We start from the raw sequence: 21244 nt of genomic DNA, 5'->3' as shown, positions 1-21244 counted from the left end.
TCCCTCAACGCGACCCGGTCAGTTGTCGCCGGAGGCCTCGCGGGCAAGCTTGATCGCCGCGGCCCGGTCCGTGACGCGGAGCTTGCGCAGGATGGCGGCGATGTGCGTGCGGACGGTCACCTGGGCCAGGAACAGCCGCTGGGCGATCTCCTCCGTGGACAACCCGGCTGCCAAGAGGTCGAGGGTCTCGGCCTCCCGCTCGGTGAGCTCCGCCGGCCGCCCGCGGTTGGGCAGCGGGATCCGGCGTCGTGGACGGGAGCGGAACTCGTCGACGACCTTGCTGACCAGCCACCGGGGGAGCACGGCCTCGCCCGCGAGCACGCCGCGCAGCGCGGGCGCGAGCCGGTCGGGATCCATCTCCTTGAGCAGGTACCCGGAGGCCCCGGCTCGTAGGGCGGCGAACAGGTCCTCGTCGTCCCCCGACGCGGTGAGCATCACGACGGCGACGCCCGGAACCTCCCGGGTGATGTCCGCCGCGGCGACGATGCCGTTGCCCGGCATGTGGATGTCGAGGAGGCAGACGTCGGGCCGGTGCTCCCGCGCCTCCAGCAGGGCGGCGTCGCCGCTCCCGACGGAGGCCACGACCTCGACGCCCTGAGCACTCAGCGCCTCCGCCACGGTCTCCCGCGTGGGGGCGTGGTCGTCGGCCAGGACGACGCGCAGCGTGCTCACCGCCACGTCACCCGCACCGTCGTCCCCGCGCCCGGAACAGAGGTGATGCTCAGGTCCGCCCCGAGCCGGGACGCTCGCTCGCGCATGCTCGTGAGACCGAAGCCGCCGACCCGCTGTCCGTCGGCAGGGCCGGTGGCGAAGCCCCGGCCGTCGTCGGTGATGGACAGGCAGAGCGGCTCCTCCTCCAGGCGGATCTCGATGCACTGCGCTTCGCCGTGCCGGACGGCGTTGCGCACGGCCTCGCCGACGATGCGCAGCACCGCCTCGGCATCGTCGGAACCCAGACGCACGTCGGGTGCGAGGTCGGTGACCGCCTTGATCTCGTACCGCAGGGCCAGGTCGTCGACCACCTGCTGCAGCGCCTCGGGGAACGGCAGGTCCACGGGCCGGGTCAGGGCACGGAGGGCGCTCCGGGCCTCGAACTGGGCGCGCGCCGCCGCTGCGCCGATGCGCTCGGCGACGGTCACGTCGTCCGGCTGCGCGGCGAGCCGCTTGGACTGGGCGGTGATGTAGGCGAGCTCCTGGGCGAGCCCGTCGTGCAGGTCCCGAGCCGTGCGCCTGCGGTCCTCCATGACGGCGGTCCTCGTCCGCAGCTCCCAGTACGACCGGATCTCGCGTGCCGCGCCGACCAGCATGAGCAGGTAGGAGGACAACCGGAGCAGATCTCCGGTGTACACGAACTCCGAGTACAGCGACGGGAAGAGCAGGTAGTGGACGCGGGCCGCCGCTCCCAGCACGCAGCCGGCCGCCACCCAGGGCATCAGCTGGTCCCCGGTCGCCCGTGCCTGGTGGGTGAGCACGATGGCCGCCAGGGCATAGCAGAGCGCTGCCACGGCCTGGACGACCAACACGGCGGGATGCGCCGCCAGGACCGGGGAACTGGCATCCGCCAGCGACCGCGCCGCGTCGACGGTCGGCGGCAGTCGGTCGCCGAAGGCGATCCCCGCCGCGGCGAGCAACACCAGACCCGCGGTCACACCGGCGCCTACCGCTCCGGCGCGGCGCGGCGCGAGCCGCGCCGCCGGGGACGTCAGCGCCGCTCCCACGAGCAGCAGGGCACCCGCGAATCGGATGACCAGCCCGGCCCAGCGGCTGAACTCCTCGCCCTCCGCGAGCGCGACGGCGTTGGGCAGCGCGCTGAGCACCAGGTTCGCCGTCGCCAGGGTGCACAGCGCGAGCACCAGCAGCAGCTCCTGCGCTCTGCGACTGTCGCGGAACCTGCCGTAGATCAGATAGGCGACGAGGAGCGCGATGATGGCGTCCGCGGTCTCGAGCGCCACGTGCACGGCGGGCGCCCGGTAGGCGAAACGGATGAACGGGAGGGCGACCACGGCGACGGTCACGGTGGCCGCTGCAGCGGCCACCCACGTCACCACGACCGCCGGTGAACGACGCCGGTCACCAACCCCCCGCTGGGTCACGGCCTCAGGTTAAGGGTCTCAACCCTGCGGCTCATCCGCACGACCGGGTGAACCGGCCCCCGGGACGGTGATTCTGCCTGTACGCGTCGTTTGCCGGCCCTCTCCGGTTCGGCTCACGTGCCCCGTGGGGTACCGGCACCGACGGCCGCCCCGCATGGACTCCGTGCGGTCCCCGAAGCTCTACGCCGACGCCCGGATGGGGACCGGCACTGACAGCGATCCGTGCCGCTGTCGCGGCCCGGAAACGGCGCGGATCGCGGGTCAGCCGCAAGGCAGGTCGTCGTGCCCGAGCGCGGCCGCGAGCTCGACCGCCATGCCCTCGTGCTTCTGGTAGGCCTCCGGGAAGCCGCTGCGCTGCACCCACTGGGCGGCGTCGGTCAAGCGCATCGTCTCCCAACCGGGCACCTGCACCAGGTGGTCGTAGAACGTGCCGGCCGCGTAGATCGGGTCCTGCACCTGCTCCGGCGTGCCCCAGCCCTGCGACGGCCGCTGCTGGAACAGCCCGAGCGAGTCGCGGTCGCCGTAGTCGAGGTTGCGCAGCCGCGACTCCTGCATGGCCGTGGCCAGCGCGATCACCACCGCCCGCTCGGGCAGCCCGCGGTCGTAGGCGACCTGGGCGATGGTGCGGGCGTTGGCGATCTGCTCACCGGTCAGCGTCAGGCCGGTGGCCGGAAGGGTGCACTCGGCGGTGGCCACGGGCACGTCCTGCCCGTCGGCGTCCCACGCCAATCCGACGAGGACGACGATCAGCACGAGGATCGGCGGCCAGAGCTGGGCCGGCCGCAGCGTGGTCAGCCGCGACGACCTCGACCGCGACGCCTTCGTCCGCGACGGCTTCGACCGCCGGCGCACCGGACGGCGGCGGACCCCGGGCCTGGCCGTCGTCCTCCGGGCCGTGGGCCGGCGGGCGACCGTGCGTGCGGGGCTCATCACCGTCGACTGTAGGTGCGCAGACCCTCGGTCCCGGTCACCCGAGGACGTCGTGCCGGACACGAGTCGCTGTCGCCGCGGGTCGGTGATCGTTACGGTGAGCCGCCGACCTGCGAGAAGAGGAGCCCCCATGGCCGACCACCTGCTGCCCGGGATCACCGCGACCCGTGTCGAGACGTCCCGGCTGACCCAGCAGGTCCTCGCCGCCGAGGGGACCGAGCTCTCCGGTCCGGGCGAGGCGGTCCTCTTCGTCCACGGCAACGTGAGCTCGTCGCTGTTCTGGCAGCAGCCGCTGCTCGCGCTGGCCGACACCGGCCGGGTGCGGGCGCTCGCCGTCGACCTGCGCGGCTACGGCGGCACCGACCCGCTGCCGATCGACGCCCGGCGCGGTGTGCGCGACTGGGCCGACGACGTCGCCGCGCTGGTCGACACCCTCGGCCTCGACCGCGTGCACCTCGTCGGCTGGAGCATGGGCGCCGGCGTCGTCCTCCAGTACCTGCTCGACCACCCGGCGACGGTGGCCTCGGTGGCGCTGGTCGCCCCGGTCTCGCCGTACGGCTTCGGCGGGACGGCGGGGGCCGACGGGCGGCTCGTGCACCCGGCCGGCTGCGGCTCCGGCGGCGGCGCGGCCAATCCGGAGTTCGTCGCGGCGCTCGAGGCCGGTGACACCAGTGACGCGAGCCCGACCAGCCCGCGGTCGATCCTGCGGGCGTTCTACGTGGCGCCCGGCTCGCTGCCGATCGATCCGCAGCTCGAGGACATCTTCGTCGCGTCGATGAACACCACCCGGTGCGGCACCGACCACTACCCGGGCGACGCGCAGGTCGTGGACAGCTGGCCGGGCGCGGCGCCGGGGGAGCGGGGCGTGCTCAACACGATGGCGCCGACCGTCTTCGACCTGTCGGGCATCGTGGAGCTGGCCGAGAAGCCGCCGATCCTGTGGGTGCGCGGCGACGCCGACCAGATCGTCTCCGACACCTCGGCCTTCGACCTGGCGTTCCTCGGCTCGGTCGGCGCCGTCCCCGGCTGGCCGGGCGCGGAGGAGTTCCCGCCGCAGCCGATGATCGCCCAGACCCGCGCGGTGCTCGACCGGTACGCGGCCGCCGGAGGCTCCTACCGGGAGGTCGTCTTCCCCGAGGTCGGCCACTCGCCGCACGTCGAGCGGCCACAGGAGTTCGTCGTCGCCCTGCTCGAGCACCTCGACGTCCCCGCCGACCAGTCGAAGGACCCCGTCCTCCCCACCCCTCGCTAGCTCGGGGTGGGACCCGGGACGGGGCCTCAGGCGCCGGCGGGGACCTGCGGGAGCTCGCTGAGGGCGCCGGCGAAGCGCTCGTCGGGGACGTCCTCGTCGACCATGCGGCCGGAGAGGTAGGCGTCGTAGGCGGCCAGGTCGAAGTGGCCGTGCCCGCACAGCGCCGTGAGGATCACCTTCTCCTCGCCGGACTCCTTGCAGGCCAGCGCCTCGCGGATGCAGGCGGCCAGCGCGTGCGACGGCTCCGGCGCCGGCACGATCCCCTCGGTCTTCGCAAATCGCAGCGCGGCGGCGAAGCACTCCGTCTGCGGCAGCGCCATCGCCTCGATCAGACCCAGCTCGTAGATGTGCGACAGCAGCGGGGACATCCCGTGGTACCGCAGGCCACCGGCGTGGATGGGGTCCGGGATGAACCGGTGGCCGAGCGTGTGCATCTTGAGCAGCGGCGTCATGCCGGCCGTGTCGCCGAAGTCGTAGGCGTAGACCCCGCGGGTCAGCGACGGGCAGGACGCCGGCTCCACCGCGCGGATCGTCGGCGCCATCCGGCCGGCCAGCTTCTCCCGCAGGAACGGGAAGGCCATGCCGCCGAAGTTGGAGCCGCCGCCGGTGCAGCCGACGATCACGTCGGGCTGCTCATCGACCACGGCCAGTTGCAGCAGCGCCTCCTCGCCGATGACCGTCTGGTGCAGCAGCACGTGGTTGAGCACGCTGCCCAGCGCGTAGCGGGTGTCCGGCTCCTGCGCGGCGACCTCCACCGCCTCGCTGATCGCGATGCCGAGCGAGCCGGGGTGGTCGGGGTTGTCGGCGCGGATCGCCTTGCCGGCCTGCGTGAGGTCGGACGGCGACCGGTGCACCTGCGCACCGTAGGTCTGCATCATCGTGCGCCGGTACGGCTTCTGGTCGTAGGAGGCGCCGACCATCCAGATCTCGCACTCGAGGTCGAACAGCGCGCTGGCGAAGGCGAGCGCCGTCCCCCACTGACCGGCGCCGGTCTCGGTGGTCAGCTTCCGCACCCCGGCCTTGGCGTTGTAGAAGGCCTGCGGCACCGCGGTGTTCGGCTTGTGCGAGCCGGCCGGTGAGACGCCCTCGTACTTGTAGTAGATCCGGGCCGGCGTCCCGAGCGCCTTCTCCAGCCGGTGCGCGCGGAACAGCGGCGACGGCCTCCACAGCTTGTACACGTCGAGCACCTCGCCGGGGATGTCGACGTACCGCTCCCCGGTGACCTCCTGCAGGATCAGGTCCATCGGGAACAGCGGCGCCAGGTCGTCCGGCCCGACCGGCTGCAGCGTCCCCGGGTGCAGCGGCGGGGGCGGCGGGCTCGGCAGATCGGGGACGACGTTGTACCACTGCGTCGGCAGCTGCGACTCGTCCAGCAGGATCTTGTACGGCGTCCCGGCCACGGCGTCCCTCCCAGTAGGGCCAAAGTGGCCACTTTGGCCCTACTAGGAGCGCGGGGGAAGCCCCTTGTCAGTTGGCGTGGAGAGCGGCGTTCAGGGCACCCCAGTCGCCGTCGCGGGGGAGCGCCTCCAGCGCGCCGCTGACGCTGTTGCGGCGGAAGAGCAGCCCGTCGCGGCCGGAGAGCTCGCGGGCCTTGACCACCGAGCCGTCGGGCAGCGTGACCCGCGAGCCGGCGGTGACGTAGCAGCCGGCCTCGACGACGCACTTGTCGCCCAGGGAGATCCCCACACCGGCGTTGGCGCCGAGCAGGCAGCCGCTGCCGATCGAGACGACCTCTTTGCCGCCGCCGGAGAGCGTCCCCATGATCGACGCGCCGCCGCCGACGTCGCTGTCGGCGCCGACGACGACGCCGGCGCTGATCCGGCCCTCGACCATCGACGGGCCCAGCGTGCCGGCGTTGAAGTTGACGAACCCCTCGTGCATGACCGTGGTGCCCTCGGCGAGGTGCGCGCCCAGCCGCACCCGGTCGCCGTCGGCGATCCGCACACCGGTCGGGACGACGTAGTCGACCATGCGCGGGAACTTGTCGACGCCGAAGACGGTGAGGTGCCCGTGCGCGGCGCGCAGCATGGCCGCGCGGCGCTGCACCTCGGTGGCGAGCACCGGCCCGGCGCTGGTCCACGCCACGTTGGTGAGCAGGCCGAAGATCCCGTCGAGGTTGGCGCCGTGCGGGCGGATCAGCCGGTGCGAGAGCAGGTGCAGCCGCAGCCAGACGTCGTAGGTGTCCGCCGGCGGTGCGGCGAGGTCCTCGATCGTGGTCTGCACCGGGATGACCTGCACCCCGCGGGCCTCGTCGCTGCGCACCAGACCCGAGTAGTCGGGTCCGAGGGCGCCGCCGAGCTCCAGGGTCCCCATCTGGTGCGTGCCCGGCTTCCCGTTGCCGGCGTCGAGGGCGGGGGAGGGGAACCAGACGTCGAGGACGGTCCCGTCGGTGGTCACGGTGGCCAGGCCCACTCCGGAGGCGCGCTGCGGTTCGGCGTTCGTCACGGGTCACGACGCTACCGAGGCGCTGGCATCCACCTCCGGCCGGAGCCGGACGGCGCCCGTAGGCTCGACGGTCGTGGGGAACGCGCAACTGGACCTGTCCGCCGACGTCCTCGCGCTCACCCGTGCCCTCGTCGACATCCCGTCGGTGTCCGGCACCGAGGACGTCCTGGCCGACGCGGTCGAGGCGGCGCTGCGCGGGCTGGGCGGCCTGGAGGTGGAGCGGGTCGGCAACGCCGTGCTCGCCCGCACCAACCTCGACCGGCCCAGCCGCGTCGTCCTCGCGGGGCACCTGGACACCGTGCCGATCGCCGACAACGTGCCCAGCACGCTCGACGGCGACCGGCTGTTCGGCTGCGGGACCAGCGACATGAAGGCCGGCGACGCGGTGATGCTGCGGCTGGCCGCGCGCTTCGGCGTCCCCGGGGCGGAGCCGGCGCACGACCTGACGTTCGTCTTCTACGACAACGAGGAGGTCGAGTCGGCCAAGAACGGTCTCGGCCGGGTGGCGCGGGAGCGCCGGGGCTGGCTCTACGGCGACCTGGCGATCCTGCTGGAGCCGACGGACGGCGAGATCGAGGCCGGCTGCCAGGGGACGATGCGCGCCGTCCTCGAGTTCAAGGGCCGGCGCGCGCACAGCGCCCGCAGCTGGCTCGGGGTCAACGCGATCCATGCGGCGTCCGGCGTGCTTGCCACGCTCGCCGGGTACGAGGCCCGCGAGGTCGAGATCGACGGCTGCACCTACCGCGAGGGGCTGAACGCCGTGCGGATCGAGGGCGGGGTGGCCGGCAACGTGATCCCCGACGCCTGCTCGGTGACGGTGAACTTCCGCTACGCCCCCGACCGGGACGAGGACGCCGCCGAGGCGCACGTGCGGGAGGTGTTCGCCGACGCCCTCGCGACCGGCGCGACCCTCACCGTGACCGACAACGCCGGTGGCGCGCTGCCCGGCCTGGCCGAGCCCGCCGCGGCCGCGTTCGTCGCCGCGGTCGGCCGCCCGGCGCGGGCCAAGCTGGGGTGGACCGACGTCGCCCGCTTCGCCGCATTCGGCATCCCAGCGGTCAACTACGGCCCCGGCGACCCGCAGCTCGCCCACACCCGCGAGGAATCCGTCCGCGTCGCGGCCCTGAAGCCGGCCGAGGACGCCCTGACCGCCTACCTGTCCCGGAGCGCCGAATGACCCAGCCCCCTGAGAACGGCCGCCGTCCCCGGCCGACCCGCCAGCGCGGCCCGATCCTGCTGCGCGGCGGCGAGCCGGACCCGGCCTACCAGGGCACGACGACCGACCAGCGGCTGCTCGACCGGCGCGGCCCCACCGACTGGGTGCACACCGACCCGTGGCGCGTGCTCCGGATCCAGAGTGAGTTCGTCGAGGGGTTCGGCCTGCTGGCCGAGCTGCCCCGGGCGGTCAGCGTCTTCGGCAGCGCCCGGACCCCGCCCGACCACCCGCACTACGCCGCCGGCGTCGAGCTCGGCGCGGCGCTCGCGCAGGCCGGCTACGCCGTCATCACCGGCGGCGGGCCGGGCGTGATGGAGGCGGCCAACCGCGGGGCCTCGGAGGCCGGCGGGCTGTCGGTGGGCCTGGGCATCGAGCTGCCGTTCGAGCAGGAGCTCAACGAGTGGGTCGACGTCGGCATCTCGTTCCGCTACTTCTTCGTGCGCAAGACGATGTTCGTCAAGTACGCGCAGGCGTTCGTGATCCTGCCCGGCGGGTTCGGCACCCTCGACGAGCTGTTCGAGGCGCTGACCCTGGTGCAGACCCGCAAGGTCACCCGGTTCCCGGTGATCCTCTACGGCACCGGGTACTGGGGCGGGCTGGTGGACTGGGTCCGCACGACGCTGGTCGAGACCGGCACGATCAGCCCGGGGGACCTCGATCTGCTGCACGTCACCGACGACGTGGACGAGGCGGTGCGGGTCATCCAGAAGTCGGAAGCCGAGCGCGAGGCCGCCGGCGACAGCGGCGGCGGCATGCGCGCGCCGGTCGGCTATCACGGCATCCGGTCGGACCAGACGCCGGCCGGCGGGCCCGTCGAGGGCTGAGGTGCTGTCCTTCCTGCTCTTCGTCGTCGGGGTGCTCCTGGTCGGGGGCCTGCTCTTCCTCGTCGGCTCGCTGCTGCTCGGCCGCGGCGAGACCCAGCCGCCGGCCGAGCTGGACCGCTCGCCGGTCGAGCTGCCCGACGACCGGCCGGTGGTCGGCGACGACATCCGCGCGCTGCGCATCTCGGTCGCCTTCCGTGGCTACCGGATGACCGAGGTGGACTGGCTGCTCGGCCAGTTCGCCCAGACGCTCGACGAGCGCGACGCCGAGCTCGCGACGCTGCGGGCGCGGCTGGGGGAGGGCGCACACCGCAGCCCCGAGGCCGGGGAGTCCGACGACGCCGCACCGGCCGACGGGGAGCGCAGCGATGCCTGAGCTCACCGAGAGCATCGACGTCGACGCCCCGCCGGCGCAGGTGTGGGCCGCGCTCACCGACTGGGCGCGGCAGGGCGAGTGGATGGTGGCCACCGACGTCCGCCCGGTCGTCGGGCCGGCGCGGGGCGTCGGCGGCCGGCTGATCGCGGTCACCGGGCTGCCGCTGCCCCGGCGCGGGCGGATCGGCGTCGTCGACACCATGGAGATCGTCCGCTGGGAGCCGCCCGCCCGGGTCGACGTCCGGCACACCGGCCGCGTGGTGCGCGGGGCGGGCATCTTCGAGGTGCGGCCGCACGGGGCGCACTCGACGTTCGTCTGGACCGAGCAGGTCGACCTGCCGCTCGGCGGGCTGGGCCGGCTCGGCTGGCCCCTGGTCGAGCCGGGGATGCGGGCAGGCATGCGCTTCTCGCTGCGCCGGTTCGCCGCGTTCGCCCGCGACCACACGTCCTAGCGGTTGCTGTAGACCCGGGTCGGCTCCACGAGGACCGCGGTGCGCCGCTGCTCGGCCATCACGCGGTCGTACTCCGCCCAGTCGTCGTGCTGCCCGCCGGCGGCGGTGAACACCTCGCGCAGCAGCAGCCGCAGGCGGTCGGCGTCGGTCAGCCACGGCTGCCGGTCGTCGGGGCCGGCGAGCTCGGCCCGGCCCTCCACGGCGACCCACTCCCACCCGGACCGGACGGTCAGCGTCACCTGGGGGCGCGCGCGCAGATTGGCCAGCTTGACCCGGCCGTAGGTGACCTTCGCGAGCACCGGCCGCCCGGTGGCCGGGTGCGGGAGCCGGCCGGCGTTGACCACGGAGGTCTGGATCGTGGCGTCGCCGCGCAGCGTGGCCACCACGGTCAGGCCGTGTTCCCGCGCGGCGAGGGCCGCCGCGTCCTCGAGAGCGGTCACCCACCGCTCCGCTCGGCGCGGCGTTCGATGCGCTTCGCCGACTTCTCGTGGTCGCGGGCGTTCGCCGAGATCTCGTGGGCGCGCTGCCGCATGTCCGCCGGGTCGGACACGTCGTCGGCCTGATCGAGCATCATCCGTTCGACCCGGTGCTCGGCATCGGCGATGCGGCGGTGGGCGTTGGCGAGCGACTTCTCACTCATGCCCGGACCGTAGCCGCGACAGGGACGGCGCGACAGGTGCGCCGACTACGCCCAGCGGGCCAGCGCCGTGCACGTGCCGGGTGCCACCTCGGTGAAGCCGGCGTCGAGGATCTCCACGGAAGCGCGCGAGCGCAGCCGCGCCCACCGGGCGATGCCGGGGTGCTCGACGACCAGCGGGAACCCGGCGTCCGACCAGGCGGCCAGCCGCTGCGCGGGCATCCGCAGCGCGGTCACCTGCGCGGCGTGCCCGGCGGCCGCGGCGGCCTTGCCCAGCGGCAGGAACGGCTCCGGGCAGATCGACACCACGACGGGGCCGCCGGGCACCGGGTCGATCGCCGGGCACGCCTCCGGGTCGTCGAGCTCGCTGCCGGACAGCGGCAGCTTCGCCACCTCCCGGGGGATCTCGTCGGTCGCGGTGGGCACGAGCGCGCGGACCTCGGCACCGCCGACCTCGGCGGTGACTCCCGGCAGCGCCCCCAGCCGTTCCCAGGCCGCGCCCCGGGCTCGCCGGCAGTGCTTGCGGATGCGCCCGTCGGTCCACCGCCGGACCGGCGGGAACCACTCACCGCCGGGCCGGGCCCGGTCGTCGGCGAGCAGCCGGACGACGGCGACCGCCGCGGCCGCGCAGACCGCGGTCCGGGTCGGCGGGGCGCTCTTCTCGATGTGCGCCACCAGCTGCATCGCCCAGGGCGCCACGCCCTCGGGGTCGACGTGCATTCCCGCTCTCAGGCGGGGGTGATCTCGCCGACCGGTGTCACGGCGGCGGCGCGGCGGCGCTCCAGGCGCGCCTGCAGGCCCTCGAGGAACAGGCCCAGCCCCTCCTCGAACCGCTCGTCGTCGCCACCCACCGTGCGGGTCGCCGCGGTCAGCAGGGGGAACCGGCCCGGGTCGCCGGCCGGCAGCTCCTCCAGCGGGCGGTCCCGCGCCGCCTGGGTCTCGAGGGCGTCGCCGAGCAGGAACGACCCCAGCGCCGTGAGCACCCGCACCGCCTCCCCGGGCTCGAGGCCGGCCGCCACCAGCACCTCGAGGGTCCGCTCGATGCCGGGCCGGCCCTCCTCGGTGGGCCGGTTGCCCGCGACGACCTGCACGCTGTCGCGGTGCGCCAGCAGCAGCGCCCGGCGCAGGCGGGTGCTCTCGGCCAGCCACTCCCAGACCGACTGGCCCTCGCGCGGGGCGCCGGCGCTGTCCGGCGCCTCGGCGAGCACCTGCTCGGCCACCAGGTCCAGCAGGTGCCGCTTGTCCTTGACGTGCCAGTAGAGCGTCGGCGCGCTGACGCCGAGCCGGGCCGCGACGCCGCGCAGCGTCAGCCCGGCCAGCCCCTCGTCGTCGAGGACGTCGATCGCCGCGCGGACGACGTCGTTCCGTGTGATCGGCACGGTTGACACTCTAACGGCGTTAGAGCAGGCTGCGGGAGTGGCTCTAACAACGTTAGGGACCCCTGCCGGGGAAGCCGCCGTCGACCGCCCGCCCGCGGTGGAGGCCAGCGGCCTGGTCAAGACCTACGACGAGGTGGAGGCGGTGCGCGGCATCGACCTCTCGGTGCGCGCCGGGGAGCTCTTCGGGTTCCTCGGCCCCAACGGCGCGGGCAAGTCCACCACCATCAAGATCCTGTGCACTCTGCTGCAGCCGACGGCCGGCGCCGCGCGGGTGTCCGGCTTCGACGTCGTCCGCGACCGGACCGAGGTGCGCCGGCACATCGGCCTGGTGTTCCAGGAGACGACGCTCGACGACTACCTGACCGCCGAGCAGAACCTCCGCTTCCACGCGGAGATCTACGGCATGCCCAGGGCGAGCGTCGGCCCGCGGCTCGACGGCGTCCTGGAGATGGTCGGCCTCGCCGACCGCCGTGACTCCAAGGTGCGCACCTTCTCCGGCGGCATGAAGCGCCGGCTGGAGATCGCCCGCGGGCTGCTGCACTCCCCGCGCGTGCTCTTCCTCGACGAGCCCACCATCGGCCTGGACCCGGAGTCGCGAGCGACGCTGTGGCGCTACGTCGACCAGCTGCGGGCCGAGGAGGACATCACCGTCTTCCTCACCACCCACTACATGGACGAGGCCGAGCGCTGCGACCGGATCGCGATCATCGACGCCGGCCGGATCGGCGCGCTCGACACCCCCTCGGCGCTCAAGGCGAGCGTCGGGCACGACCGGGTGCGGGTCGTCACGACGGACGACGACGCCGCGGAGGCGCTGATCCGGGAGCGGCTCGGCGTGGAGACGACCCGGGAGGGCGGCGCGCTCGTCGTCCTCACCCCGGACGGCGAGCAGTTCGTCCCCAAGCTGTTCGAGCTCGGGCTGACGGTGCGCTCGGTGAGCGTCTCCCGGCCGACGCTGGACGACGTGTTCCTGGCCTACACCGGCGCGCGCATGGCCGACCGCCAGGAGGCCTCCGGCGGTAACCGGATGACCGCCTTCATGTTCGGAGGACGGCGATGACGACGATCGCACCGGTGCGGGTCGCGACCCGCGGTCCCCTCCACGAGCTGCGCGCGGCCAAGGTCGTCTGGCAGCGGGAGCTCTACCGGTTCCGCACCGACCGCGGCCGCATCCTCTCCTCCTTCGCCCAGCCGCTGCTGTTCCTCTTCGTGCTGGGCAAGGGGCTGGGCGCCTCGATCCCGGGCAACGCGTTCGGCGACGCCGACTACTCGACGTTCCTCTTCCCCGGTGTGCTGGCCACCTCGGTCATGTTCACCGCGGTGTTCTCGGCGATCTCGATCGTGTGGGACCGCGAGCTCGGGTTCCTCCGCGAGATGCTGGTGGCCCCGGTCAGCCGCACCAGCATCGTGCTGGGCAAGACGCTCGGCGGGGCGACCGTGGCCACGCTGCAGTCCGTCGTCCTGCTCGCACTGGCCGGCCTGGTCGGGGTGCCCTACGCGCCACTGATGATCATCGGTTCCATCGTGCTGCTGTTCGTCATCGCGTTCTCGATCACGGCGTTCGGGCTGGTGCTCGCGGTGCGGGTGCAGTCGATCCAGACCGTCATGCCGCGGGTGCAGTTGCTCCTGGCGCCCCTGATGTTCCTGTCCGGGGCGTTCTTCCCGGTCAGCAGCGCGCTCCCGGCCTGGCTGCACGTCCTTGCGCTGGTCAACCCGGTGACCTACGGCGTCGATGCGGTGCGCCGGCTGGTGCTGCACTACGTCGATCCCGGCCTGGACGCCTCGATCGCGCTGCACTGGGGCTCGTGGCCGGTGCCGGTCTGGCTCGACGTGGTCATCGTCGCCGGCGTCGGCGGCCTCCTGCTCGCCGTCGCCGCCTGGATGTTCAGCCGCCCCGAATGACGGGCTTTCGGTACAGAAAGCCCGCTACTCGACGGCGAGGCGGGCGGAGAAGCCGAGCAGGGCCACGCCGGTCAGGGCGTCCAGCGACCGGCGCACCCGCCGGCGGGCCAGCCAGCCCCGGGCGCGGTCCAGCACGCCGACCAGCGCCACGAGGTAGACCAGGCCGACGACGGCGTGGGTCAGCGCGAAGAGCAGCAGGGTCCACAGCGGCGCGTCCGGGCCGAGGAACTGCGGGAGAACCGCCAGGTAGAACACCAGCACCTTCGGGTTGGTGATGTTCGAGAGGAATCCCTGCCGCCAGCCGGCGAACGCCTGGCCGGGGGAGGTCTGGGGGTCCGGCGCCGACGCGTACTCGCCGCGCACCGCCGAGCGCAGCGACTGCACGGCCAGCCAGACCAGGTAGACGATCCCGGCCCAGCGGATGGCCTGGAACAGCGGCTCGATGCGCACGATGACGGCGGCCAGCCCGGCCGCGGCCGCGGCCCCCTGGACGACGTTGGACGTGGTGACGCCGACCGCGCTCCACCAGCCGCGCCGGCGGCCCCCGACCAGGGCGTTGCGGGTGACGACGGCGAAGTCCGCGCCCGGCACCAGGACGAGCAGCGTCGCCAGCCCGAGGAAGGAGGCGTAGGCAGACCAGTCCACGAACCCAGCCTACGAGCCGCGGACGAACGCCAGCGCCTCCTCCGCCAGGGCCAGGTCGGACTCCGGCGTGCCGTGGTCGAGGGCCACCCACACCCGCATCGGGGTGCCGTTGGCGGCGGCGAACGGCAGCCCGGTGCCCGCGGCGACCAGCCCCTCGACCCGGTGCCGCGGCAGCTTCAGCACGAGCCCGCCGCCCACGACCATCGCGAAGATGCGGCCGTCCACGGTCAGCGCGGCGGACCCGAACCCCCGCCGTCCGCCGGCACCGGGCGGCCCGACGCCGGGCCGCGTGGCGAGGGCCTCGACCAGGGCGGCGAACCGCTGTTCGGCGTCCATGGGCACGATCCCAGCGGTTTCGGGCAGGGCAGCGCAACGTGGACCGACCCGCCTGGCTGGCAGGATCGCCCCGTGAGTCGCCGTGGCTGGGTGCTGTTCCTCTCGATGTCGGTCATCTGGGGGATCCCGTACCTGCTCATCAAGGTCGCGGTGGAGGACCTCTCGCCGGTGCTCGTCGTCTTCGGCCGCTGCGTCGTCGGCGCCGTCCTGCTGCTCCCGTGGGCCGCCACGAAGGGCTGGCTGCGCCCGGCGCTGCGGCACTGGAAGGCGCTGCTGCTGTTCGCCGCGCTCGAGATGACCGTGCCGTGGCTGCTGCTCTCCTACGCGGAGACGTCGCTGTCCAGCTCGCTGACCGGGCTGCTCGTCGCCACGACGCCGTTCGTCGCCGCCCTGGCCGGGCGGATCGCGGGGGACGAGGACCGGCTCACCGCGGTCCGGCTGGCCGGCATGGCGCTCGGCGTCGTCGGGATCGTCGCGCTGCTCGGCCTGGACGTGAGCGGGGCACAGCTGCTGCCGATCGTGGCGGTCGCCGTCGTCGTCGTCGGCTACGCGACCGGGCCGATGGTGGTCACCCGCGCGCTGCCGGAGGTGCCGGGGGTCGCCGCCAGCGCGCTCGCGCTCACCGTCACCGGGATCGTCTACGCGCCGTTCGCGATCCCCGAGCTCGACGAGGCCGTGCACGCACCGGCGCGAGCCCTGCTGGCGGTCGCCGGCCTCGGCGTCGTCTGCACCGCCCTGGCGCTGGCGGTCTTCTTCCTGCTCATCCGCGAGGTCGGGCCGCAGCGGGCGCTGGTCATCACCTTCGTCAACCCGGCGGTCGCCGTCCTCCTCGGCGTGCTCCTGCTCGGTGAGGACTTCACGCTCGGCATCGCACTGGGCCTGCCGTTGGTGCTCGCCGGCTGCGTGCTCGCCACGCGGCGCAGCGCACCGCAGCCGGCCGAGGCCGTCGAGGCGCCCGTCCCCTAACCGATGTGGCGGACCTCCGGCCACAGCCGCGACCACGGCTCGAGCCGGTCGCGCGCGACCCACAGCGGCGTGCCCTGCTCGTCGTTGTCGAGGTCGACGCCGTTGTCGATCCGCCCGGCCGGCGTCACGTCGCCGAACCACCGCTGCAGCGTCGCGCGGTCGTAGCCGACCACGATCAGCGTCGTGGCGTCGTCCGGCGGCGGTCCCCACGTCCCGTACGAGTTGTGCCCGCTGTAGGCCGGCCCGAGCTCCGGCGCGAAGCGGTCGACCGCGCCCGCCTGCCCGTAGTTGGCGGTGAGGACGGCGACCCGCTCGCCGGCCGGGATGCCCGCCCGCACGTCGCGGACCTGCGCGGCGAACCGCGGCCAGCCGACCGTCTCGCCGGCGTCGTAGTTCACGGCGAGCACCGGGGTGGCGTGCAGCGCGGCCACCGGCACCACGGGCAGGAACAGGAACGCGGCGATCGCCAGGCTCAGCACGAGCGCGGCGGCCACGAGCCGGCGGCGCAGAGCCCCGGCGCCGCGTTCGGCCCAGCGCAGCACCGGGTCGGCGCCGGCGGCCAGCAGCACCGGGTACAGGCCAGCGATGTAGTACGGCTTGCCCCCCGTGACCACGAACAGCACGGTCAGGACGGCGTAGGCGACGGCGAACGCCCGCCAGGTCCGCAGCTCCGGATCGCGGGCCAGCCGCCACCAGCCGGCCGCCCACACGGGCACGAGCACCGGGCTGACCAGCACCAGCTGCATCGGGACGAACAGGTACCAGGGCTCGCTGGTCCCGGAGCTGCCGCCGGCGATCGCGCCCGCGAGATCGAGCAGCGGCCAGCCGTGCGCCGCCTGCCAGACCAGGTTCGGCGCCCACAGGAGCAGGGCCGCCGCGGCGCCGGCCCACGGCCACGGGGAGCGGAACACGCTCCGCGGCCCGGCCGCGAGCACGCCGACGAGCACCCCGGCCAGCAGGAACGCCGGCGACGTCTTGTTCTGCAGCGCCAGGCCCGCGACCGCGCCGGCCGCCAGCCACACCGGGCCGCCGTCGCGGAAGGCCCGCACGAGCAGCCACGACAGCGCCGTCCAGGCGAGCACGTCGAAGGTGGTCGTGGACAGCAGGTGGCCGACGGCGATGAACACCGCCGCGACCGCGGCCGATGCCGCGGCCAGCACCTGCCCGCCCCGGCGGGCCCCGAGCTCGCGGGCGATCAGCCCGGTGAGCAGCACGACCAGCCCGGCGGAGATCGCCGAGGGCGTCCGCAGCGCGACCAGCGACCCGGGGGCCAGCGTGTCCATGGCGTGTGCGAGCAGCGGGGTCAGCGGCGGCTGGTCGACGTAGCCGAACGCCGCCTCGCGCCCGGCGCGCAGGAAGTAGAGCTCGTCGCGGTGGTAGCCGTAGCGGCCGGCGAACGCCAGCAGCAGGACGGTCAGCGCCGCCGAGAGGGCGGCCAGCAGGGCCCAGGCCACCGGCGGGCGGTGCGCCGTCCGCGGGTGGCGGTCCTCGGCGAGCGTGGTCACGATCCGGAACGGTAGCCGGACGGGTTCTGTCGCAGGCCCGGGTTAGCGTGCCCGCCGTGGACGACGGGACGGTGCGCTGCGCGTGGGCCACGAGTGCGCCGGAGTACGTGGCCTACCACGACGAGGAGTGGGGGACGCCGCTGCACGGCGACGACGCGCTCTTCGAGCGGGTGTGCCTCGAGGCGTTCCAGTCGGGGCTGTCCTGGATCACGATCCTGCGCAAGCGGCCGGCGTTCCGCGAGGCGTTCGCCGGCTTCGCCATCGACGCGGTCGCGGAGTTCACCGAGGACGACGAGGCGCGGCTGATGGCCGACGCCGGCATCGTGCGCAACCGCGCGAAGATCGCCGCCGCGGTCCGCAACGCACGGGCCGCGCAGCAGCTGCCGGAGGGCCTCGACGCCCTGCTGTGGTCGTTCGCGCCCACGGCTCCGCGGCCGCGCCCGGCCACGATCGCCGACGTCCCGGCGACGAGCCCCGAGTCGGTCGCGATGGCCAAGGAGCTCAAGCGGCGGGGCTTCGTCTTCGTCGGCCCGACGACCGCCTACGCCCTCATGCAGGCCACGGGCATGGTCGACGACCACGTCGCCGCCTGCTTCCGCGCCACCCGCTGAGGGGGCTCGTGTTGGACGGAAGCTCGCGATACGGGATCATTGACCGGAGAGGTCAGCAGCGACGGATGCCGTTCGCTCTCCCGCGGGAGGGTGCGGACGGCCGGCGAAGGAGGCACGCATGGCGGCCATGAAGCCGCGCACGGGTGAAGGTCCCCTCGAGGTCACCAAGGAGGGCCGTGGGCTGGTCATGCGCGTACCGCTCGAAGGCGGCGGTCGCCTGGTCGTCGAGCTGTCGCCGGACGAGGCGGCCGCGCTGTCCGAGGCACTGAAGGGCGCGACCAGCTGACCAGCGCCGCGAGCCTGCCCCCGGGCAGCCCCGCGCACGACGACACGGCCCCGGCCACCGGCAGACCGCCGGCGACCGGGGCCGCGCCGTTGCCGCGGGTCGACCTCCTCGCCACCCTCCCCGCGCTGACCGAGGAGGACGTTCTCGCCGTCCCGGTCGGGGCCCGCGGCGCGCTGCCCGCGTGGCTGCCGGCCGAGGTCGGCGCCGACTACGTCGCGGGTGTCCTGGCCGACACCGGCAACGGCGGCAAGCCCGGCGGGCTCACCGACGTCCCCGTGCCCGGCCGCCGCCCGCGCACCGTCGTCGCGGTGGGCGTCGGCGACGGCACCGTGCCCGACCTGCGCGGGTACGCCGCGGCCGCCGCCCGGCGCGCGCAGACCCTCGCCGAGCACGGCGCGCGCCGGCTGGTGCTCCCGGTCGACACCAGCGTCGCGCCGGCCGGCGCCGACGAGGTGCGCGCCGCGGTCGAGGCCGCGCTGCTGGCCGGCTACCGGTTCCGCGAGACGTCGACGCCGCACCCGCCGCGCCTGGACACCGTCACCGTGGTGGCCACCGACGCCGGTGACCTCGCCTCCGCCGCGCGGGCGGGGCAGGTGACCGCCGAGTCGGTCGCCTGGGCCCGCGACCTGGTCAACACCCCGAGCAACACGAAGAACCCCGCCTGGCTGGCCGCCGAGGCGGGGGAGCGGCTGGCCGGCCTCGACGACGTCCGGGTCTCCGTGCTGGAGCCCGACGACCTGCGGGCCGGCGGCTTCGGCGGCGTGCTCGCCGTCGGGGGCGGCTCGGCCACGCCGCCGCGCGTCATCGTCGCCTCCTACCGGCCGGCCGGCGCGGGCGAGGGGCACCCGGTCCTGGTCGGCAAGGGCATCACCTTCGACACCGGCGGCATCTCGATCAAGCCCAACGCCGGCATGCGGGAGATGAAGACCGACATGGCCGGCGGCGCCGCGGTGCTGGCCGCCGTCGACGCCGCGGCGCGGCTGCGGCTCCCGGTCGCGGTCACCGCCGTCGTCCCCGCCGCCGAGAACGCGGTGTCCGGCTCCTCGTACCGGCCGGCCGACGTCGTCCGGCACGTGGGCGGGCGGACCACCGAGGTGCTCAACACCGACGCCGAGGGGCGGATGGTGCTCGCCGACGGGCTGGCCTACGCCCGCCTCGAGCTGGGCGCCACGGTGCTGGTCGACGTCGCCACGCTCACCGGCGCCATGAAGATCGCGCTGGGCACGAAGACCGCCGGGCTGTACACCACCACCGACGGCCTGGCCGACGCGCTGGCCACCGCCGGGGCGCACGCCGGCGAGGCGCTGTGGCGCATGCCGCTGGCCGATGAGTACCGGGACCTGCTCGACAGCGACGTCGCCGACGCGAACAACGCGCCCGGCAACCCCGGCAGCACGACGGCGGCGCTGTTCCTGCGGCCGTTCGCCGGTGACCTGCCGTGGGCGCACCTGGACGTCGCCGGCCCCGCCCGCGCGGCCTCGGACGACGCCGAGGTGGTCAAGGGCGGCACCGGCTTCGGCGCCCGCACGCTGGTGCGGTGGCTGGAGGCCGGCGCACCGGTGGCTCCGCCGCCCTCGGTCCTGGAGCGCTGATGAGCGCGGTGACGGTCGAGCGGTCGGGGCCGGAGAAGGACCACCCTTCCCCCCACACCTCGCACGCTCGGCGCGGGGCCCTGAAGGATGGCCGCGACGCCGACGACGAGGCCGCGGTCGCCGTGGCCGCCCAGCTCGCCGCCTTCCCGCAGACCTGCCTGCGTCAGGACCGCACCTCCCTGCTGGAGCAGGAGGGGCTCGACGAGGCGGCCGCGCTGGCCAACGAGTTCCGGCACGGGCGCGCGTCGCTGGCCGTCGACGCGCTGCCCGGGGCGGCCCGCTTCGCGGCCGGCGCCGGCCGGCACGGACGAGGAGTGTCATGAGCGACGACAGCGGCGTCGTCTTCCCCGCCGGCCCGGACGGACGGCGCAGCACCGCCGCCCTGGGACGCGCCGTCGTCGCCGACGCGCTGCGCCCGGTCGACCCGGCCGGCGCGCTGGCCGCCGAGCAGGAGACCAACTGGCGGGCGGGCTACCTGGTGCACTTCCGCCGGCTGGTCGAGGCCGGGCTCGCCTCGGGGGAGGCCGCCCGCTCGATCGCCACGGCCGGGCTCGCCTCGCTGCACCGGCGGATGTGCGTCGCGCTGCCCCCGAACGCGGAGGTCCCGCTGGACGCCTGGGCCACCGCGCCGCCGCCACGCGCCCTGGACACCGTCGAGGTGCACGGGACCGGCGAGCGCGAGGAGGAGTTCTCCCTGCCCTACGCCGGGCGGCGGCTGCGCGGGGACGACCTGCTGCGCCGGCTCGACGACTGGGCCGAGCGCGGGGTGCTGGAGCCCTCGGCGGCTGAGGCCGTGCGAGCGGTCGTCGCGCACCCCGAGTGGCTGCGGCTGCCGGACACCACCGTGGTCGTGCTCGGTGCCGGGGCGGAGATGGGTCCGCTGCCCTCGCTGCTGCGCTGGGGCGCACGGGTCGCCGGGGTCGACCTGCCCCGCCCGCCGCTGTGGCAGCGGGTGGTCGAGACCGCGCGGCGCAACGCCGGCACCCTGCTGCTGCCGGTCACCTCCGGCGGCGATCCGGACGACCGGCAGGTGGCCGGGCACGCCGGCGCCGACCTGGTCACCGAGGTGCCGGCGATCGGCGACTGGCTCGCCGGGCTGCCCGGGACGCCGGTGCTCGGGAACTACGTCTACGCCGACGGCGCCGCCAACGTGCGGGTGTCGGTGGCGGTCGACGCGCTGACCGTGCGGATGCAGCAGGCCCGCCCCGAGCTGGCGCTGGCCTTCCTCGCCACGCCCACCGACGTGTTCGCCGTCCCCGGGGAGGCGGTCGCGCACTCGGCCGCCGCCTACGCCGGGCGCTCGGCGCGGGCCAAGCTGATCAGCCGGCCGCTGCGCACGCTGTCTGCCGGTCGGCTGCTGCGCCGCGCCTACGTGCCCGGCGCCGACCCGGGGATCAGCGACGTCCTGGTGGCGCAGCAGGGGCCGAACTACGCGCTGGCCAAGCGGCTGCAGCGCTGGCGGGCGACGACCGCCCGGGCCGCCGGGGCGACGGTGTCGATGAACGTCGCTCCGCCCACGCGGACCCGCTCGGTGGTCAAGAACCGGGCGCTGGCCGCGGCCTACGCGGGGGCGCACCGCTTCGGGGTCGAGGTGTTCGAGCCGGCGACGTCCAACGTGCTCATGGCCGCGCTGCTGGTGCACGACCTGCACACACAGGGCGGCCCCGCGCACGAGCACCCGTGGCAGGACGAGGCGAACCTGGCCGTGCACGGCGGGCTGTGGCGGATGCCGTACGCGGCCCGCAGCGCGCTCGGGCTCGCCGCGCTGCTCGGGTACGGCGCCGCCCGGGGCTGATCCGGG

General features: G+C 74.7%; 25 protein-coding genes. 13 read left to right on the top strand and 12 right to left on the bottom strand.

Translation table 11 applies throughout. The features are described 5' to 3' along the window. Positions 1 to 18 precede the first annotated feature (18 nt). The 3 genes from ACWIYF_RS23365 to ACWIYF_RS23355 all read right to left on the bottom strand — a co-directional run bounded on the left by ACWIYF_RS23365 (position 19) and on the right by ACWIYF_RS23355 (position 3023). Positions 19 to 672 (bottom strand): response regulator, encoded by a 654-nt coding sequence (locus tag ACWIYF_RS23365; protein ID WP_448625209.1) that lies wholly within the window; start codon positions 670 to 672, stop codon positions 19 to 21. Beyond that, positions 669 to 2036, bottom strand: coding sequence for a sensor histidine kinase (locus tag ACWIYF_RS23360; protein ID WP_448625208.1), 1368 nt, complete (start codon positions 2034 to 2036; stop codon positions 669 to 671). The genes ACWIYF_RS23365 and ACWIYF_RS23360 overlap by 4 nt, the downstream gene beginning before the upstream one ends. A 318-nt stretch (positions 2037 to 2354) precedes the next feature. Further along, complete coding sequence (locus ACWIYF_RS23355; RefSeq protein WP_448625207.1) at positions 2355 to 3023, bottom strand: hypothetical protein; 669 nt, start codon at positions 3021 to 3023, stop codon at positions 2355 to 2357. A gap of 130 nt (positions 3024 to 3153) precedes the next feature. On the opposite strand from ACWIYF_RS23355, the gene ACWIYF_RS23350 reads away from it, so the two are divergent. Next, positions 3154 to 4275, top strand: a complete 1122-nt coding sequence (locus ACWIYF_RS23350; RefSeq protein ID WP_448625206.1) for an alpha/beta fold hydrolase — start codon at positions 3154 to 3156, stop codon at positions 4273 to 4275. Between the two features lie 26 nt (positions 4276 to 4301). On the opposite strand, the gene ACWIYF_RS23345 is transcribed toward ACWIYF_RS23350, so the two are convergent. Next, positions 4302 to 5675: a TrpB-like pyridoxal phosphate-dependent enzyme gene (locus tag ACWIYF_RS23345; protein ID WP_448625205.1), complete on the bottom strand. Its 1374-nt coding sequence runs from the start codon at positions 5673 to 5675 to the stop codon at positions 4302 to 4304. A gap of 67 nt (positions 5676 to 5742) precedes the next feature. Beyond that, positions 5743 to 6720 (bottom strand): 2,3,4,5-tetrahydropyridine-2,6-dicarboxylate N-succinyltransferase, encoded by a 978-nt coding sequence (gene dapD / locus ACWIYF_RS23340; protein ID WP_448625204.1) that lies wholly within the window; start codon positions 6718 to 6720, stop codon positions 5743 to 5745. Positions 6721 to 6793: 73 nt separating this feature from the next. Here dapD and dapE point away from each other — a divergent pair, with 73 nt between their 5' ends. Genes dapE through ACWIYF_RS23320 form a run of 4 tightly spaced genes read left to right on the top strand, consistent with a single transcriptional unit; the run spans position 6794 to position 9584 of the window. Next, positions 6794 to 7897, top strand: a complete 1104-nt coding sequence (gene dapE / locus ACWIYF_RS23335) for a succinyl-diaminopimelate desuccinylase (RefSeq protein WP_448625203.1) — start codon at positions 6794 to 6796, stop codon at positions 7895 to 7897. Further along, positions 7894 to 8760 carry an LOG family protein gene (locus ACWIYF_RS23330; protein WP_448625202.1) on the top strand — a complete coding sequence of 289 codons (867 nt, stop codon included), beginning with the start codon at positions 7894 to 7896 and terminating at the stop codon, positions 8758 to 8760. Before dapE ends, ACWIYF_RS23330 begins: the two co-directional genes overlap by 4 nt. Position 8761: 1 nt before the next feature. Next, positions 8762 to 9133, top strand: a complete 372-nt coding sequence (locus ACWIYF_RS23325; protein WP_448625201.1) for a DivIVA domain-containing protein — start codon at positions 8762 to 8764, stop codon at positions 9131 to 9133. Beyond that, complete coding sequence (locus tag ACWIYF_RS23320; RefSeq protein WP_448625200.1) at positions 9126 to 9584, top strand: SRPBCC family protein; 459 nt, start codon at positions 9126 to 9128, stop codon at positions 9582 to 9584. Before ACWIYF_RS23325 ends, ACWIYF_RS23320 begins: the two co-directional genes overlap by 8 nt. Here ACWIYF_RS23320 and ACWIYF_RS23315 read toward each other — a convergent pair. The 4 genes from ACWIYF_RS23315 to ACWIYF_RS23300 are packed head-to-tail and all read right to left on the bottom strand — an operon-like array spanning position 9581 to position 11600. Next, positions 9581 to 10024: a TIGR03618 family F420-dependent PPOX class oxidoreductase gene (locus tag ACWIYF_RS23315; protein WP_448625199.1), complete on the bottom strand. Its 444-nt coding sequence runs from the start codon at positions 10022 to 10024 to the stop codon at positions 9581 to 9583. The two genes, ACWIYF_RS23320 and ACWIYF_RS23315, sit on opposite strands and share 4 nt — an antisense overlap. Beyond that, complete coding sequence (locus ACWIYF_RS23310; RefSeq protein WP_448625198.1) at positions 10021 to 10224, bottom strand: hypothetical protein; 204 nt, start codon at positions 10222 to 10224, stop codon at positions 10021 to 10023. The genes ACWIYF_RS23315 and ACWIYF_RS23310 overlap by 4 nt, the downstream gene beginning before the upstream one ends. 45 nt (positions 10225 to 10269) lie before the next feature. Then, positions 10270 to 10941 (bottom strand): hypothetical protein, encoded by a 672-nt coding sequence (locus ACWIYF_RS23305; RefSeq protein WP_448625197.1) that lies wholly within the window; start codon positions 10939 to 10941, stop codon positions 10270 to 10272. A gap of 8 nt (positions 10942 to 10949) precedes the next feature. Next, positions 10950 to 11600, bottom strand: a complete 651-nt coding sequence (locus ACWIYF_RS23300; RefSeq protein ID WP_448625196.1) for a TetR/AcrR family transcriptional regulator C-terminal domain-containing protein — start codon at positions 11598 to 11600, stop codon at positions 10950 to 10952. A gap of 97 nt (positions 11601 to 11697) precedes the next feature. Between ACWIYF_RS23300 and ACWIYF_RS23295 the strand changes: the two genes are divergently transcribed. Then, positions 11698 to 12660, top strand: coding sequence for an ATP-binding cassette domain-containing protein (locus ACWIYF_RS23295; RefSeq protein ID WP_448625195.1), 963 nt, complete (start codon positions 11698 to 11700; stop codon positions 12658 to 12660). After that, on the top strand, positions 12657 to 13502 hold the full coding sequence (locus tag ACWIYF_RS23290; protein WP_448625194.1) for an ABC transporter permease: 846 nt from the start codon (positions 12657 to 12659) through the stop codon (positions 13500 to 13502). Before ACWIYF_RS23295 ends, ACWIYF_RS23290 begins: the two co-directional genes overlap by 4 nt. 24 nt (positions 13503 to 13526) lie before the next feature. Here the strand turns inward: ACWIYF_RS23290 and ACWIYF_RS23285 are convergent, their stop codons facing one another. Together ACWIYF_RS23285 and ACWIYF_RS23280 are read right to left on the bottom strand one after the other, a co-directional pair. After that, the gene (locus tag ACWIYF_RS23285; RefSeq protein ID WP_448625193.1) at positions 13527 to 14147 is read right to left on the bottom strand and encodes a LysE family translocator; all 621 of its coding nucleotides are present in this window, start codon (positions 14145 to 14147) and stop codon (positions 13527 to 13529) included. A gap of 9 nt (positions 14148 to 14156) precedes the next feature. Next, positions 14157 to 14483, bottom strand: a complete 327-nt coding sequence (locus ACWIYF_RS23280) for a TfoX/Sxy family protein (RefSeq protein ID WP_448625192.1) — start codon at positions 14481 to 14483, stop codon at positions 14157 to 14159. A gap of 72 nt (positions 14484 to 14555) precedes the next feature. On the opposite strand from ACWIYF_RS23280, the gene ACWIYF_RS23275 reads away from it, so the two are divergent. Continuing rightward, positions 14556 to 15449, top strand: a complete 894-nt coding sequence (locus ACWIYF_RS23275; RefSeq protein WP_448625191.1) for a DMT family transporter — start codon at positions 14556 to 14558, stop codon at positions 15447 to 15449. Here the strand turns inward: ACWIYF_RS23275 and ACWIYF_RS23270 are convergent. Further along, the gene (locus ACWIYF_RS23270; RefSeq protein ID WP_448625190.1) at positions 15446 to 16954 is read right to left on the bottom strand and encodes a glycosyltransferase family 39 protein; all 1509 of its coding nucleotides are present in this window, start codon (positions 16952 to 16954) and stop codon (positions 15446 to 15448) included. The two genes, ACWIYF_RS23275 and ACWIYF_RS23270, sit on opposite strands and share 4 nt — an antisense overlap. Positions 16955 to 17010: 56 nt before the next feature. On the opposite strand from ACWIYF_RS23270, the gene ACWIYF_RS23265 reads away from it, so the two are divergent. From ACWIYF_RS23265 to ACWIYF_RS23245, 5 genes are all read left to right on the top strand, one after another. Then, entirely contained in the window at positions 17011 to 17565 is a 555-nt protein-coding gene (locus ACWIYF_RS23265; protein ID WP_448625189.1) for a DNA-3-methyladenine glycosylase I, read from the top strand. 118 nt (positions 17566 to 17683) lie between these two features. Further along, the gene (locus tag ACWIYF_RS23260; protein WP_012947303.1) at positions 17684 to 17851 is read left to right on the top strand and encodes a DUF3117 domain-containing protein; all 168 of its coding nucleotides are present in this window, start codon (positions 17684 to 17686) and stop codon (positions 17849 to 17851) included. Positions 17852 to 17940: 89 nt separating this feature from the next. Next, positions 17941 to 19443 (top strand): leucyl aminopeptidase family protein, encoded by a 1503-nt coding sequence (locus tag ACWIYF_RS23255; RefSeq protein WP_448625188.1) that lies wholly within the window; start codon positions 17941 to 17943, stop codon positions 19441 to 19443. Further along, positions 19443 to 19766, top strand: coding sequence for a hypothetical protein (locus tag ACWIYF_RS23250; RefSeq protein ID WP_448625187.1), 324 nt, complete (start codon positions 19443 to 19445; stop codon positions 19764 to 19766). The genes ACWIYF_RS23255 and ACWIYF_RS23250 overlap by 1 nt, the downstream gene beginning before the upstream one ends. Beyond that, positions 19763 to 21238 (top strand): hypothetical protein, encoded by a 1476-nt coding sequence (locus tag ACWIYF_RS23245; RefSeq protein WP_448625186.1) that lies wholly within the window; start codon positions 19763 to 19765, stop codon positions 21236 to 21238. The genes ACWIYF_RS23250 and ACWIYF_RS23245 overlap by 4 nt, the downstream gene beginning before the upstream one ends. The last annotated feature ends 6 nt before the right edge of the window (positions 21239 to 21244 follow it).

This window comes from Geodermatophilus sp. URMC 64 (genome assembly GCF_053502555.1).
The sequence above is the reverse complement of the archived record's forward strand: the minus strand, read 5'-3'. Positions and strand labels throughout refer to the sequence as shown.